The following is a 15,456-nucleotide window of genomic DNA, read 5'->3' as shown; positions in this document are numbered from 1 at the left end:
GAAAGCGATGAAACAGATTTTTATAAAATACAGAGAGCTTTTTTTACTTGCTTTACTTGTTGTGAGTATTAGTGGATGTAAAAAAGATGATTCTCTAAACGTAACACCCAAGGGTTTTCTGACTGATGAGGCCACCTTTAATTCACAAAGCAATGCCGACCTTTTTGTGAATGACATTTATAATCAGCTACCCGATGTTAATAACGACTACCAGCTAACAGAGCAATATGCAGATAACAGTTTTTGCGGCGCTGCCTGGGAAAACGGACAGGCTACTGTAAGGGCAGGGTCAATTGGCCCAAGCAATGTACCAACAGGCCCTGGTGGGATGTGGGATTGGGAAGGTAATTACGGAAAAATAAGGAAGTGTAATATCTTCCTGCAGCAGGCTGCAGCAAATAAAGCCAAGTATACAGACGATTGGTACAAGCAACGCGTTGCAGAAGTTACCTTTCTGAGGGCGTACTTTTATTCGCTGCTGTTTACAGCTTATGGAGGCGTTCCTATTATTACCACCCCGCTTAATAATCAGAACGGCAGCGATATATTTACAGCCCGCGCTACGATTGATGAAACAGTTGCCTTCATCGAAGCTGATTGTGACGCTGCGGCGGCGGTTTTACCTACAAAAGCAACGGAAACCGGCAGGGCAACAAAAGGCGCCGCGTTAACACTTAAAGGCTGGGTAGAGCTCTTTGCAGCCAGTCCGCTGGTGAATACCGCCAATGATGCAGGAAAATGGAGCAAAGCAGCGGCTACCAACAAATCCGTAATGGACATGGGGACTTATAGCCTGTTCAATACTACGGCTACCTCTTATGCCGATCAGTTTCTATCGGCAAATAACTGGAACGTTGAAACTATTTTTGCCCGCGGTTATGCAACTGGCCCCGCTAAAGGCAGTCACCGGGAAGGTTATTTAGGCCCGGTTTATGTAAACGGCGTTCAACAATCATGGGGTAACCTTGCCCCCACTCAAGGCCTGGTTGATGACTACTCCATGGATAATGGCTTGCCTATAACCGATGCCGCTTCAGGATATAACCCGCAGGCTCCTTACACCCATCGCGAGCAGCGCTTTTATCAATCTATATTATATGACGGCGCGTCATGGCAGGGTGATATATTCAAATCGCGCATAGGCGGCAGTAACCAGATAGACCTTGGCTCCACAAGCGATATCTCCAATACCGGTTATAACGCCCGTAAAACACTGGATGAAAGTATCACTGGGCAAACCAGTATCAACCTGGCGCCAAGTTTTGCCAATTACATCATTTTCCGTTATGCCGAGGTATTATTGAGTTATGCCGAAGCGCAAAATGAAGCCGTAGGACCGGATGCATCAGTTTATGATGCCGTTAATAAGGTAAGGGCGCGCTCGGCATTACCGGCTGTAACACCGGGCCTAACAAAAGATCAAATGCGGGTATACATTCATCGTGAGCGCCGTATTGAGCTGGCTTTTGAAGATAAGCGATGGTTTGATATCCGAAGATGGCTGATAACCACAGGGCCAAACGGCGTGCTAACCTCGCCGGAATATGGTATGAAGATCGAAGCTAACGGCTCTGGATTTACTTATACCCCGGTTAAAATTTTCACAAACACCTTCTTCGAGCGGCAAAACTGGATGCCTATTCCGCAAACCGAAATCGATAAAAACAAAAAACTGGTCCAAAACCCAGGATATTAAAAATTGATACATGGATTTAACATAACCCTGGGCATTGCCCGGGGTTATGTATTTAAAGAGGATTTCATATTCTTCGTTCGTCGTTAATCCGAGTACAATATATTCTGATTACATTGCAACTAATCTAACAATCGCCTTTTAAACATTCATGAGTAATAAACCCAAGAGCTACCGCTCTGCAAAAAATCGTAAAGTTGTAATTATTGGTTTTATTGTTTTGATTATAGGCACTTTAGTGGTTTACTCACTATGGCATATCTCTGAAAATAACCAGGATAATGCCGGCCATGAACTAAGTACTGACTATCCAACTGCAACATTGCAAAGTATTGCCAGGGGGAAGGTCTTATCACAACAATACTGCCGCTCGTGCCATATGCTGCCCGATCCGGCCCTGCTTAACAGGTTTAAGTGGAAAAATGTATTTCCGCAAATGGGGTTACGCATGGGCATCAAATCTCACCGGGGCGAATCATACGTAGGAACAATCAAGGGCGACGATTTAATAGTGCCCGGCAAGCCGGTATTAAATGAGGGGCAATGGCAGGATATCATTGATTATTACATGAACACGGCCCCCATTGCCTTACCTGCACAAAACAGGCCTTTTGCCATTAAACGCGGACTCCCTTTTTTTAGCATCCAAAAGCCCAAGCAATCATTTGAGGGCAAACAGGTACTGGGCTGCTATGTAAAAATAGACAACAGCGTTAAACCAGCCCGCATCTTTGTGGCCAACGGGGAAACGAAAAAGCTTTATCTGCTATCAGCCCAGTTAAACGTTATCGATTCAGTATCAACAACCGGACCAGTGGTTGATATACTTTTTGATCATGGTAATACCATGGTTTGTACCATAGGTAACGAGTTGGGCGCAAACAGCGATAAACTGGGAACTATAACGCAACTGACAATTACCGCCGAAGGTAAAATGCAATTAGCTGCCCGCCCTGTTTTTGATAAACTTGGTCGCCCGGTTCAAATACTGGCAGCCGACTTAAATAACGACGGCAAAATCGACTATGTTATTTGTGAGTTTGGAAGTATAACAGGTGAACTTTGCTGGATGGAAAACCTTGGGAATGGTACTTTCACCAAACATGTAATAAGTACTTTACCTGGGGCTATAAAAGCATATATTGATTACCAGGACAACAGACTGCCCGGCTTGTATGTACTTTTTGCACAGGGGGAAGAAGGCATTTTTCATTTCGAAAATAAAGGAGGTGGTAAATTTGAAGCAAAGGAAATTTTAAGATTCCCTCCTATTTACGGGTCATCTTATTTTGAAATGGTTGATATGAATCATGACGGTTATAAAGACATTGTTTATACCTGCGGCGATAACGGAAATGCCACACTGGTGCTAAAACCCTACCATGGCGTTTACATTTTTTTGAACGACGGAAAAGGCAACTACAAACAGCAATATTTTTACCCCATAAACGGGTGTTATAAAGCAATTGCCAAAGATTTTGATGCCGATGGCAATATTGATATCGCAACCATTAGTCTTTTCACCGATGCGAGGCAACCGGAAGAAGGTTTCGTATATCTAAAAAATACCGGAAACTTAAATTTTATGCCCTATGCTTTCCCTGTCGATACCAAATTTGAACGCGCGGTAACCCTTGATGCCGGTGATATAAACGGAGATCAAAAACCCGATCTGCTTATCGGAAATGCCTTTTTTGATTTCGGCCCTTTCAAATACAATATCAGCGAGCCACTTTTTTATGTTTTGAAAAACATATCGAAGTAAAAAAGTTTGTAGAAATACAGGCTTCTTTTTTAATTAGATACAGATTACATGCGTATTTACTATTTCAAAACCGCCGGCAAAATATAATCGCGCATCATTTTATCAACCTGTGGGTGTGCGTATGGTGTGTTGTAGGCCTCGGCAGTTATGATAACTACCAGCGGCTGATCGGTAAAAACAAAGATCTTGTTGCCGCCATTGCCCGAGCAATAATAGGTTTCGTAAGCTTTGTTGTTTACTGTATAGGTTTTATTCCAAAACAGGTAACCATAATAGCCCTCTCCCACAACATCTTTAGGTAAGCTGAGGTGTTTGGTAAATGACTCTCTTACCCAGCTTTGCGGCAATACCTGCTTACCATTCCACACACCGCCATTTTTATATAGCTGACCAAACCTGGCATAATCAAGCGAGCGCATTTGCAGCCCCCCGGCCGTATTAGGTACGTTTTGCGGGGTATATTGCCATCGGTAATTACTTATGCCCAACGGTTTAAAAAGTTTATTGGCCGAGTATTTATCTAACCCGTCCGGTACAGATTTATTTAGGATATCCCCTAATGCCACTACGCCTGCTGTAAAATAATTCCACTGTTTGCCTGCAATTTTGCCGCTATCTGTTTTAAGATCGAGCGTAAACTTTACCCAATCATCTGTAGGATACATGTTTTCCTCATTCCCCGGTGAATCGCTTTTGTTATCATCCGCATCAAAAACCGAGCTCATGGTAAGCAGGCTTTTCAGCGTTACATTATCTTTTTGAGGCGAGTAATTACTGAACTTTTTAAGGTCATAAAACTCTTTTAAGGTTTGATCAACACTTTTAATGTATCCATCATGAATAGCAATACCCATCATGGCCGAAGCAAATGTTTTACCCACCGAGCGCGGATTATGCAGCGAATCACGGGCACTGCCATTAAAATATTCCTCAATGAGCAGCTTGCCATTCTTGATTACCACCACGCTGGTGATTTGCTTAAACCTGTTACCGGCAATAAGGGCATTCATCTCCATGATCTTCTTTTTATCAAAAGCCTCATTTGATAACGGCCAGCCACTACCAGGCTTTATGGGCTGTAGTTGAGCATCCTTTGGATCAATTGCCGGAACAGTAAAACTTATTTCGCCTTTTGCTATCAACTCACCAACTTTCAAATCGGGCACGGCAACATACGGCCGTACTTCTATTTTAAGTTGATGTTTCCCTGTTGTAAGTGCGTCGTCTCCGCCATAGTTTATAAACCTTCCCCATAAAAAACGCCCCCATGAATCTTCCCCCCGGTTACTGATGAGTGGCACAAAAATGGAAGTCTTTGTATTTTTCACCTGAGGCAGGTTGGCTCCTTTGTGCAGATTTTCCTGGTAAACCTGCTTGCCATCTACATAAAAAGTAAACTGAAAATTCCCCTGGTTCAACTGCTCAACACTTGCTGACGGCTGTAAACTATGCTGATAATTGGTTAATGAATTGGCCAGCAAAAGCCGCATATATAAATTATTGGCAGGCTTAGCTTCGTAGCCTGTTAACAAATCTGTTTGTTGCAGCTTTTCAAGCGGGATCGTATCCGCCTCAAAAACCACTTTACCCATGTTGTTTTTTTGTAAAGTCGAGGCAATAGGCTCAGGTTCGATAATATTACCTGCCTGCGCAAATATTTTACAGGTCGTTATAAGTATAATGATGATTATGAGTAAATAACGTTTCATTTTTATTTGTTTAGATATTACAAATTTGTCTCAATCAACTCATCTAAAATAGAACAGGATTAACATGCTCTCAATAAAAGCTTGCGGTATGCCGATGGATTGCTTCCGCTAAATTGTTTAAAACAGCGCAAAAAATGGCTTTGATCGGCAAATCCACAGGCAAAGGCTATAGCTGTTAACGACAATTCATCATCTGCCAGCAACGCAAACGACCTTTCAACCCTGAGCTTGCGGATATATTCGCCTATAGTACAATGGAAATATTTTGAAAAATCGCGGGATAAATGAACCGGGTGAAGCTGCAACACTTCCGAAAGTTCGGCAAGCGTATGCTTGTGGGCCGGATCATCGACCAGTAGTTCCTTTAGTCTGTTAACCCATGCGGGTACCTGTCGCAATAAACCTTCATTACTCAACTGCATTTTATGAAGCGTTTGCAGCAGTAACGACTCTACAGCTATTGCGGTCAGCTCGTCACCGATCTTTGATTCTTTGAAGATACGGTATAAAAGAAATTTAACGTCCGGGGCATGAACGGCAAAGCTGCCTTCCAGCTTATCCTGTTTTAGCTCCAACGCATCAAACCAGTGCTTTTGTAACTCGATATGAAAGCCCCGGGTAAAACCTTTAGGTTTAATATTATAGTGCGGATCGTGCCAGTTATGGAACAACAAACTACCAGCCGGGCAATGATAAACTTCCTTTTTATTACCCTCAATAACATTACCGGCCAGTATAAAAGTGAAGTAGGCATTTTCATGGTAATGCCAGTCTACCTTATCAAGAGTATATTCGGTATCGGTTATGGTGATACCGTGTAAATGGGTTATTTGATTGGTTTGCCCGTAAAAGCTGCCTGTTTGTAGTTGTTTCACGGCGAAGATTACTGCATCATTAAACAAATAATAAACGCTATAACTCTCCCTTCAGGGGGGCGATGGGCTTACACCTCCTCTACCCTGCGGTCTACAGTTTGAACGTTGGTGTTAACGTAATCGTTCTCTATCAAACCATCGCGCATACGTACTATGCGGTGGGCGTGCAAGGCAATATCTTCTTCGTGCGTTACCAAGATAATGGTATTGCCTTTGGCGTGAATATCTTCAATAAGGCCCATGATCTCGATAGAAGTTTTAGTATCAAGGTTACCGGTAGGCTCATCGGCCAGGATAATGGATGGATCATTGATCAGCGCCCTTGCTACAGCAACACGCTGCCTTTGCCCGCCTGAAAGTTCATTGGGCTTATGATCCATACGATGGCCAAGACCTACGTTCTTCAATGCATTGCCGGCACGTTCCATCCGTTTTTCTTTGTTAACACCAGCATAGATCAACGGTAAGGCCACGTTATCCAGGGCAGTATTACGAGGCAACAGATTAAAAGTTTGGAATACGAAACCGATCTCCGAATTACGCACTTCGGCAAGCTGGCTATCGGTCATGTGGCTTACGTCTATCCCGTTAAGGATGTATTGCCCTTTGGTTGGGGTATCCAAACAGCCTAAAATATTCATAAGGGTTGACTTGCCCGAGCCAGAAGGGCCCATCAAAGCAACAAACTCGCCTTTGTTAATAGACAGCGAAACAGATTTAAGCGCGTGGATCACCTCGGCACCTATTACGTATTTACGCCCAATATCTTTTATAGTAATTAACGGTTTGGCAGTATTTGTTGGCTCCATGAATTATTTTTTATTTGGACTGCACAAGGGTGCCTAATGTTACAGTGTTAAAGTCGAAAGTCTTAAGTTTTTAGTCTAAAGTCGCTTTATGCTTTTCAACTTAAGACTTCCGGCTAAAGACTTTGAACTTATTTCTCAATAACCTTGGCTACTAAAAAGTAGTCATCGTCATGCTTAGGAGCATTTTCCAAAGCTTCTTCGTGGGTAATTTGTTGTTTAACCACATCCTCACGCAGCACGTTGGCCCCGGTGGTCATATAAACCAGCGGTTCAACACCCGTGGTATCCACCTCATTTAGTTTGGCCATAAAATCAAGTATCTTGCTCATATCTTTCATGGTATCCTGTACTTCGGTCTCGGTAAGTTCAAGGCGGGCCAGGTGGGCTACTTTTTCAACGGTTTCTTTATCAATGGTCATGCCTGTTGTAATTTTTATTTTATAGTAGGGTAACCCTCATCGCGCAAAGCGTCGGCATCATTTAATTTATAAAGGCCGTTCAAATGGGTTTATGTACAAATATATTACAAATTCCCGGTCTGTTGTTATATAATTGACTAAGCGAAGGTAGGAACAGGGTTCCCAAGCTTTAAATCCCGGTCCATAATCCTAAACACTTCGTCGCGTAATGCATCTGCATCATCAATACTCAGGTGGGCGGTTTCAATAGGCTTATGGACCTTAAATTTAGAAATCCCTGGCCTGCTGCCGTGCTTAATGCCGGTATCCCAAAGTATCTGCCAGGTATTTGCCGACACTACCGGGATGATAGGTATTTTAAGTTCAATAGCCAGCCTGAAGGGGCCATTTTTAAACGGGCAAAGCTGGGGCGGATAGTTATCGGAAATCCCCCCCTCGGGAAATATGATAAGCGACACGCCCTCCTGTAATTTTTCGGATGCTTTTTTAAATGCCCGGAATGATGACATCTTGCTATCCCGGTTAACAGGGATATCCACCGTACGGAAAAAAAGCCCGGTTACGAGGCCTTCCTCAAGCTCCTGCTTACCCATAAAACAGCAATTACTTTTCACCAGGATACACATTGCCGAAATATCAAGATTGGAGCTGTGATTGGGGCAAATGATATAAGGCTTACTCCAGTCAATCGGCTGTTCATATTCAAAACGGTAAAAAATCCCTACAAAGGCCGAACTAACTAACCCCCAGAACCTTCTGAATGAATTGAGGGTTTGATAACGCTCAGGTTTGCGTGAAAAATAATAGAAAAAAGGCCATAATATAAGATAGCCCATGGCCACGCTTACAACGTAAAGATATACATGCACTTTTCTCAATATCATTTTCATCATCACCAAAAATAGAAAAATTCCTTACTTTCGCCACACTATGGAGACTGTTGTTAGTGGTATCCGATCGACCGGAAACTTACACTTAGGAAATTATTACGGAGCGTTGCAAAACTTTATAAAAATGCAGCATGAATACAACTGCTTTTTCTTTATTGCCGACCTCCACTCGTTAACTACACACCCCACACCTGCCAACTTGCATGGCAATGTAAAACAGGTGCTGATAGAATATCTGGCCGCGGGTATCGACCCTGAAAAGGCTACTATTTATGTACAATCAGATGTACCGGAGGTTACCGAGCTATACCTGTACCTGAACATGAACGCTTATCTGGGCGAACTGGAACGGGCAACATCCTTTAAAGACAAGGTACGCGCCAACCCCGAAAACGTTAACGCAGGCTTGCTTACCTACCCGGTATTAATGGCTGCCGATATCATTATACACAAAGCCGTAAAAGTGCCCGTAGGTAAAGATCAGGAGCAACACCTTGAAATGGCCCGCACTTTTGGTAACCGTTTCAACAGGCTTTATAATCACGATTATTTCCCTGAGCCTTTTGCTTTTAGCTTTGGCGAAAGTTTGGTAAAGATCCCGGGCTTAGACGGCAAAGGAAAAATGGGCAAATCGGAAGGCGAAGGCAATGCCATATTTTTGGGTGATACTCCGGAAGCCATCCGTAAAAAAGTAATGCGTGCGGTAACAGACAGCGGCCCAACGGTTGAAAACCAGCAAAAACCACAGGAGATCCAAAACCTGTTCGATTTGATGAAAGTAGTATCAACGCCCGATACCGTTGCCCACTTTGACGAACTATATAATAAAATGGCTATCCGCTATGGCGATCTGAAAAAACAGCTTGCCGAAGATATGGTACTGGCAACCGCCCCTATCCGCGACCGGATCAATGCCATTGCCAATGATGCCGATTACCTGCGCAAAGTAGCCGAAATGGGGGCAGAAAAAGCCCGCGAAAGCGCATCAAAAACAATAAGAGAGGTTAGAGAGATCATCGGCTTCAGGAAATTTTAACTAGCGGGTAGTTGATAGTTCATAGTTCATAGTGTATATTAGTCGGAGTTTCATTTCAAAATAGCAGGAGTGCTTCGTCAAAAACATCAGCTATGAACCATGAACTATAACCCATGAACTAAAAAGTATGCACTTAGCTATTGTAGGAAATATTGGCGCCGGAAAAACTACCCTTACCGAGATGCTGACCAAAAATTACGGGTGGGACCCATTGTATGAAGCTGTAGATAACAACCCTTATTTAGAGGATTTTTACAGCGATATGAAACGCTGGAGCTTTAACCTGCAGATCTACTTCCTGAATAGCCGTTACCGCCAGATCATCGATATCCAGAAGAGCGGGCACAATATCATTCAAGACCGTACCATTTATGAGGATGCTTATATTTTTGCAGAAAACCTGCATGATATGGGTTTGATGACCACGCGCGATTACGAAAACTATGAATCAATTTTTCAGAATATAACCGAGTTTATTAAACCACCCGACCTGCTAGTTTATTTAAAAGCATCGGTACCTACCCTGGTAAGCAATATCCAGCGCCGCGGCCGTGAATACGAAATAGGCATCCGTTTAGATTATCTTTCAAAACTGAACGAGAAATATGATAAATGGATCAACAATTATAAATTGGGTAAACTCCTGATCCTGGATAAGGACAATCTTGATTTTGCCAACAATACCGAGGATATGGCTACCATCGTAAACCTGATTGAACGGGAGATTAACGGGTTGTTTTAAAGGCACAAAATGAAAATCTTAGGCATCATACCCGCCCGTTACGCGTCATCACGTTTTCCCGGTAAACCATTGGTTGATATCGGCGGTAAAACTATGATCCAACGTGTGTACGAGCAGGCAAAAAAATGCCGGAGCCTAAGCGAGGTTGTCGTAGCCACCGATGACGACCGGATCTTTAACCATGTAAACAATTTTGGCGGCGTTGCTGTAATGACGGGCTCCAACCACCAAAGCGGCACCGACCGTTGTGCAGAGGTAGCCAGCCTGCATCCGGGCTATGATGTGATCATCAATATCCAGGGCGATGAACCATTCATTGACCCCGAACAGATCACAAAACTAACCGCCTGTTTTAATGACCCTGATACACAATTGGCCACCCTTGTAAAAAGAATCCAGACCGAGCAGGAACTCCATAATACCAACTCACCTAAAGTGGTGATCAATAAACTATCTGAAGCTATTTATTTTTCACGAGCCACTCTGCCCCATATCCGCGGCCAGGAGCCCGAAAACTGGCTGGAGTTTCATACCTTTTTTAAACACATTGGCATTTACGGTTATCGCGCAGATGTATTGCAGGAAGTTACCAAACTGCCGGTGTCCCCGCTTGAAAAGGCCGAAAGCCTGGAGCAGCTTCGCTGGATAGACAACGGCTACCGCATTAAAGTAGCAGAAACCGAACTGGAAACTCATGCGGTTGATGTACCTGAGGATCTGGAAAAACTAAAGTTTGATATATAGTTTTCACTTCAATATCAAACTTCCTAAATTTAAGCCCCCTTCCTGCCCTACAACCTTACCTTAACTCTTTCGTATAAGCTGTAAACGAACAATGTTAACGGCTGCTTAAACTATTGAAACATAGGTCTACTATTAAAAATTAAGTTTATTTACCATAACAACAATGCGTTTAATACTTTCGTGTTTTGACTAATTATTGCTTTGTAATTCGTTAACTTCATGTATAACATAGCAGTGTTATTAACCTGAAACCATTAACCTGAAACCACAATGAAGATAAGGCAACATCACTTTATACAAAACGGTTGGGTAAACTACTTTACCGATCCCAAATTCAGTGCTGAAAATTGTCAGTTGGTATTTGCCTTTGGTGCGCCGCAGTTAATTACTGCTCCCAAAATTTACGATTACCTTAAAAAGGGTTATCCTAATGCAAATATTGTCTTCGCATCCACATCGGGCGAAATCATTGGCAGCGACGTGTATGACGACAGCATTGTTGTTACCGCAGTTGAGTTTGAAAAATCATCCATAGCCTGTACCGCTACACATGTAAACGAACAGCCCAACAGCGCCGAAACCGGTGCTTTTCTGATGTCGCAGCTGGATAAACAAGGGTTAAATTGCGTATTCATCATATCCGACGGAACTTTTATAAACGGCAGCGAACTGGTTGATGGTTTTAACCGCGATAACCCCGGTAAGGTTCCCGTTAGCGGTGGTTTGGCAGGCGACGCAGCTCGGTTTAGCAGCACGTTTACAAGCCTCAATGCGATTCCTACACAAGGTAATGTAATAGCCATTAGCTTTTATGGTGATAACCTGCACATCAGCCACGGTTCAAGCGGAGGCTGGGAGGAGTTTGGGCCTCAGCGAACCATAACCCGGTCGGATAAAAATGTACTTTTTGAGATAGACGGTAAGAGTGCACTTGATCTTTACAAAGAATATTTGGGCGAATATGCTAAAGAACTACCCGGTTCGGCACTGCTGTTCCCGTTATCCTTAAATATTGAGGGCTCTGATAAAAAACTGGTACGAACTATATTGAGCGTTAACGAGGATGAAAAATCAATGACTTTTGCAGGCAACCTGCCCGAAGGCAGTAAAGTACGCCTGATGAAAGCCAATTTTGACAAACTGATCAGCGCCTCCTCATCGGCAGCAACCGATACCATAACCGGCGCCGGGCAAGCCGACCTTGCGATATTAGTTAGCTGTGTAGGCCGGAAACTGGTGCTTAATGATCGTACAGACGAGGAATTAATGGCAGCTAAAGATATTTTCGGCAATAAAACAGCTATGGCTGGCTTTTATTCGTACGGAGAATTATCTCCTCTTAATAAAGGGTCGAATTGCGAGTTGCACAACCAAACCATGACTATCACAACCTTTACCGAGCGCTGATCTATGGAGTACCATCACTTATTGGATAAACAGATAAAAAAATTGCTCCCCGCACAATACCTGGAAGATGGCGCTATTTTGCAGTTTTTGGGTGCAGTTAACAATAGTTTCAAAAACTTTGAAAAGTCGATAAAACTGGCAGATCATGCTTTTAATGTAAGTGAGCGTGAGTATGTAACAGTTACTGATAACCTGAGGTTACAAAACGAAATCAAACAGCGCTCCATCTCTCAACTGAAGGAAGCTATCAGGGCGCTTAATCCTGATGTTGAGCTAAACATCTCCGACTCGGACGATGATCTCATCCATATCATCAGCTTTTTGCATGAGCGGATAGCAAAAGCCAAAGAACTGGAAGTTGCCCTCATCCATTCAAAAGAACTTGCCGAAAAAGCTGCTATGGCCAAAGCGCAGTTCCTGAGTGTCATGAGCCACGAAATCCGTACGCCGATGAACGCGGTTATTGGCTTTACTCACCTGCTTATCCATCAGGATCCCAAGCCCGAACAAAGGGAATTTCTGAACTTCCTGAAGTTTTCGGCCGAAAACCTTTTGGTGCTCATCAATGATATATTGGATTTCAGCAAGATAGAGGCCGGCGGCGTTGAGTTTGAAAGTGTTGACTTTAGTCTCACCGATCTGATCAAAAACATACGCCTTGCCCTGCTGCAAAAGGCAAACGAAAAAAATATCCAGATAAAACTAATGATGGATCAGGACTTGCCTAATGCAATCATTGGCGATCCTGTGCGTTTAGGCCAGATCCTCACAAACCTGATGAGCAATGCTGTTAAGTTTACGCACAAAGGCAAGGTAACCGTAACCGCTTCCCTGGCAGGCAACACAGCTGATTCATCAACCATTGATTTTGAAATAGCCGATACCGGCATAGGTATCACACCCGATAAAATTGACCATATTTTTGAAAGTTTTAGCCAGGCAAGCTCAGATACCACACGTAAATATGGCGGCACCGGCTTGGGCTTAACCATCACCAAACGCCTGTTGCAACTGCTTGGCAGCGATATTACTGTCGAAAGCGAATATGGTAAAGGCTCGGTATTTAACTTCAGTCTTACTTTTAAAAACAGTAAAAGACAATTAAGCAGTACGGCCGATGGCGATGAATTTTACCGCTTAAAAAGCCTTAAAGGTACTCGACTGTTAATTGCTGAAGATAACCAGATCAACGTGATACTGGCAAAACAATTCATGAAACAATGGGAAGTTGAATGTGACGTGGCCGAAAACGGCGAGATTGCTTTAATGCTGGTGCAAACCCATGATTATGATATGGTTTTAATGGACCTGCAAATGCCCGAAATGGATGGCTACCAGGCTACCCGCGCCATACGTGAGCTCCCCGGCGATAAGTACAAAAAGCTGCCCATTATAGCCCTTACCGCATCAGCCATGCTTGATATCCAAGATATGGCCTTTACCGTAGGTATGAATGATTATGTGAGCAAACCTTTCAACCCAAATGAACTGCACCGTAAAATAGATATGTACAGCAGGCAAAAGGAAAGTGCATAGCATCGCTTTTCTTTTGAGCATCCTAGTTGTAAACGGACAACTAACTTACTCTTTAAAAGAAACTTACAAACAAAACACATTAACAGTTTCCTTTTTTGAAAAACAGATACGCCGAAGCGTGAAAATTTTCGTACTTTTGTATCCCGTACAGAAACAATTGGTCGCGGTATAAAAGCCCGGTCATTTTCAAAAAAAATCATGACTAAATATATTTTTGTTACGGGCGGTGTTACCTCATCGTTAGGAAAAGGTATAATCTCTGCTTCTTTAGCCAAACTCCTTCAATCGCGCGGTTACCGCGTAACCATCCAAAAGTTTGATCCCTATATCAATATCGATCCGGGAACCCTTAACCCTTATGAGCATGGCGAATGCTATGTTACCGAAGACGGCGCAGAAACCGATCTTGACCTTGGTCACTATGAGCGCTTTTTGAATACCCCTACTTCAAAAGCTAATAACATCACTACCGGTCGTATTTACCAAAATGTGATTAACAAAGAACGTGAAGGTGCTTTTTTAGGAAAAACTGTACAGGTGGTACCTCACATTACCGACGAAATTAAAAGAAACTTCCGTATCCTGGGCGAAAACGGCGAATATGACATCGTGATCACCGAGCTTGGTGGTACTGTAGGCGATATTGAATCGTTACCATATATCGAGGCTGTTAGGCAATTCCGCTGGGAAATTGGTTCAAACAACTCATTGGTTATCCACCTTACACTGGTGCCATTCCTTGCAGCAGCAGGCGAATTGAAAACCAAACCTACCCAGCACTCGGTAAAAATGCTATTGGAATACGGTATCCAACCGGATGTATTGGTTTGCCGTACCGAGCATCACTTAACTAACGATATTCGTAAAAAAATAGCCCAATTCTGTAACGTAAACATCAACGCAGTTATTGAATCAATTGATGCGCCAAGTATTTACGACGTGCCTTTGCTGATGCTGAAAGAACAGCTTGATAAAACCGTACTGACCAAGTTAAAGCTTCCGCACAAAAACGAACCAAGCCTCGAAAACTGGAAAGATTTTCTTGGTCGCCTTAAAAACCCAACTGCCGATGTACGTATTGCTTTGGTTGGTAAATATGTAGAGCTTCCTGATGCTTATAAATCAATCACCGAAGCATTTATCCACGCAGGTGCCAAACAGGAATGCAAAGTACGCATTGAATATATCCCATCTGAACAGTTAACTCCTGAAAACGCTGTTGAAAAACTGAAAGGCATGCATGGAGTATTGGTTGCTCCGGGTTTTGGTGAACGTGGTTTTGAAGGAAAGATCCAGGCTATCCGTCATGTGCGCGAAAATAATATTCCGTTCTTTGGGATCTGTTTAGGTATGCAATGCGCCGTGGTGGAATTTGGTCGCCATGTATTAGGCCTTGAGGATGCTAACAGTACCGAAATGAACCCTGAAACACCGCACCCGGTTATCGGCATGATGGAAGATCAGAAAAACATCACCCTGAAAGGTGGCACCATGCGTTTGGGCGCTTATCCTTGCGATATTAAAAAAGGTACTAAAGCTGCTGCCATTTATGGGAAAAACCATATTTCGGAAAGGCACCGCCACCGTTATGAGTTTAATAATGACTATCTTAAACAATATGAGGCTGCTGGCCTTACCCCATCTGGCATAAATCCTGACAATGGTCTGGTGGAGATTGTTGAGTTAAAAAACCACCCGTTTTTTGTTGGTTCGCAATTTCATCCCGAATTAAAATCAACAGTTGCTAATCCGCACCCACTTTTTATTAACTTTGTCGCCGCTTCGCTGGCTTATGCCCGCAAAAAATAAGTAATTGTACGATAATTAGATA

Annotated in this window: 13 protein-coding genes; 8 read left to right on the top strand and 5 right to left on the bottom strand. The window is 43.1% G+C overall.

Translation table 11 applies throughout. From position 1 onward, the window contains the following. Nucleotides 1-7 precede the first annotated feature (7 nt). Both AC59JO_RS17650 and AC59JO_RS17645 read left to right on the top strand, forming a co-directional pair. Nucleotides 8-1,696, top strand: coding sequence for a RagB/SusD family nutrient uptake outer membrane protein (locus AC59JO_RS17650; protein ID WP_497306856.1), 1,689 nt, complete (start codon nt 8-10; stop codon nt 1,694-1,696). A 148-nt stretch (nt 1,697-1,844) separates the two neighbouring features. After that, nucleotides 1,845-3,458, top strand: a complete 1,614-nt coding sequence (locus AC59JO_RS17645) for an FG-GAP repeat domain-containing protein (protein WP_497306854.1) — start codon at nt 1,845-1,847, stop codon at nt 3,456-3,458. 59 nt (nt 3,459-3,517) lie between these two features. On the opposite strand, the gene AC59JO_RS17640 is transcribed toward AC59JO_RS17645, so the two are convergent. From AC59JO_RS17640 to AC59JO_RS17620, 5 genes are all read right to left on the bottom strand, one after another. Further along, nucleotides 3,518-5,167: a serine hydrolase domain-containing protein gene (locus tag AC59JO_RS17640; RefSeq protein ID WP_497306852.1), complete on the bottom strand. Its 1,650-nt coding sequence runs from the start codon at nt 5,165-5,167 to the stop codon at nt 3,518-3,520. 59 nt (nt 5,168-5,226) lie between these two features. After that, nucleotides 5,227-6,042 (bottom strand): helix-turn-helix domain-containing protein, encoded by an 816-nt coding sequence (locus tag AC59JO_RS17635; protein WP_497306850.1) that lies wholly within the window; start codon nt 6,040-6,042, stop codon nt 5,227-5,229. Nucleotides 6,043-6,110: 68 nt separating this feature from the next. Then, nucleotides 6,111-6,851: an ABC transporter ATP-binding protein gene (locus AC59JO_RS17630; RefSeq protein WP_413667207.1), complete on the bottom strand. Its 741-nt coding sequence runs from the start codon at nt 6,849-6,851 to the stop codon at nt 6,111-6,113. Nucleotides 6,852-6,979: 128 nt separating this feature from the next. Then, nucleotides 6,980-7,270, bottom strand: coding sequence for an Asp-tRNA(Asn)/Glu-tRNA(Gln) amidotransferase subunit GatC (gene gatC / locus AC59JO_RS17625; RefSeq protein ID WP_121227576.1), 291 nt, complete (start codon nt 7,268-7,270; stop codon nt 6,980-6,982). 137 nt (nt 7,271-7,407) lie between these two features. Further along, entirely contained in the window at nt 7,408-8,154 is a 747-nt protein-coding gene (locus tag AC59JO_RS17620; protein WP_497306847.1) for a lysophospholipid acyltransferase family protein, read from the bottom strand. Between the two features lie 46 nt (nt 8,155-8,200). On the opposite strand from AC59JO_RS17620, the gene trpS reads away from it, so the two are divergent. The 6 genes from trpS (at nt 8,201) to pyrG (ending at nt 15,434) form a co-directional block, all read left to right on the top strand. Continuing rightward, nucleotides 8,201-9,196 (top strand): tryptophan--tRNA ligase, encoded by a 996-nt coding sequence (gene trpS / locus AC59JO_RS17615; protein WP_091211325.1) that lies wholly within the window; start codon nt 8,201-8,203, stop codon nt 9,194-9,196. A 127-nt stretch (nt 9,197-9,323) separates the two neighbouring features. Continuing rightward, on the top strand, nt 9,324-9,938 hold the full coding sequence (locus AC59JO_RS17610; protein ID WP_090524476.1) for a deoxynucleoside kinase: 615 nt from the start codon (nt 9,324-9,326) through the stop codon (nt 9,936-9,938). A 9-nt stretch (nt 9,939-9,947) separates the two neighbouring features. Continuing rightward, complete coding sequence (gene kdsB / locus AC59JO_RS17605) at nt 9,948-10,682, top strand: 3-deoxy-manno-octulosonate cytidylyltransferase (RefSeq protein ID WP_497306844.1); 735 nt, start codon at nt 9,948-9,950, stop codon at nt 10,680-10,682. A 270-nt stretch (nt 10,683-10,952) separates the two neighbouring features. After that, nucleotides 10,953-12,089: an FIST signal transduction protein gene (locus AC59JO_RS17600; RefSeq protein WP_497306842.1), complete on the top strand. Its 1,137-nt coding sequence runs from the start codon at nt 10,953-10,955 to the stop codon at nt 12,087-12,089. Nucleotides 12,090-12,092: 3 nt separating this feature from the next. Then, nucleotides 12,093-13,625: an ATP-binding protein gene (locus tag AC59JO_RS17595; protein ID WP_497306840.1), complete on the top strand. Its 1,533-nt coding sequence runs from the start codon at nt 12,093-12,095 to the stop codon at nt 13,623-13,625. A gap of 198 nt (nt 13,626-13,823) precedes the next feature. Further along, nucleotides 13,824-15,434 (top strand): CTP synthase, encoded by a 1,611-nt coding sequence (gene pyrG, locus AC59JO_RS17590; protein WP_413667202.1) that lies wholly within the window; start codon nt 13,824-13,826, stop codon nt 15,432-15,434. The last annotated feature ends 22 nt before the right edge of the window (nt 15,435-15,456 follow it).

The organism is Mucilaginibacter sp. A5337 (assembly GCF_059690695.1).
Note: the sequence above shows the minus strand (reverse complement) of the source record. Positions and strands in the feature narration are given on the sequence as shown.

Bases quoted from the DNA above. Each gene is read 5' to 3' on its own strand.
- AC59JO_RS17650 (WP_497306856.1), top strand. From the start codon at position 8: ATGAAACAGATTTTTATAAAATACAGAGAGCTTTTTTTACTTGCTTTA.
- AC59JO_RS17645 (WP_497306854.1), top strand. From the start codon at position 1,845: ATGAGTAATAAACCCAAGAGCTACCGCTCTGCAAAAAATCGTAAAGTT.
- AC59JO_RS17640 (WP_497306852.1), bottom strand. From the start codon at position 5,167: ATGAAACGTTATTTACTCATAATCATCATTATACTTATAACGACCTGT.
- AC59JO_RS17630 (WP_413667207.1), bottom strand. From the start codon at position 6,851: ATGGAGCCAACAAATACTGCCAAACCGTTAATTACTATAAAAGATATT.
- gatC (WP_121227576.1), bottom strand. From the start codon at position 7,270: ATGACCATTGATAAAGAAACCGTTGAAAAAGTAGCCCACCTGGCCCGC.
- AC59JO_RS17620 (WP_497306847.1), bottom strand. From the start codon at position 8,154: ATGATATTGAGAAAAGTGCATGTATATCTTTACGTTGTAAGCGTGGCC.
- trpS (WP_091211325.1), top strand. From the start codon at position 8,201: ATGGAGACTGTTGTTAGTGGTATCCGATCGACCGGAAACTTACACTTA.
- AC59JO_RS17610 (WP_090524476.1), top strand. From the start codon at position 9,324: ATGCACTTAGCTATTGTAGGAAATATTGGCGCCGGAAAAACTACCCTT.
- kdsB (WP_497306844.1), top strand. From the start codon at position 9,948: ATGAAAATCTTAGGCATCATACCCGCCCGTTACGCGTCATCACGTTTT.
- AC59JO_RS17600 (WP_497306842.1), top strand. From the start codon at position 10,953: ATGAAGATAAGGCAACATCACTTTATACAAAACGGTTGGGTAAACTAC.
- AC59JO_RS17595 (WP_497306840.1), top strand. From the start codon at position 12,093: ATGGAGTACCATCACTTATTGGATAAACAGATAAAAAAATTGCTCCCC.
- pyrG (WP_413667202.1), top strand. From the start codon at position 13,824: ATGACTAAATATATTTTTGTTACGGGCGGTGTTACCTCATCGTTAGGA.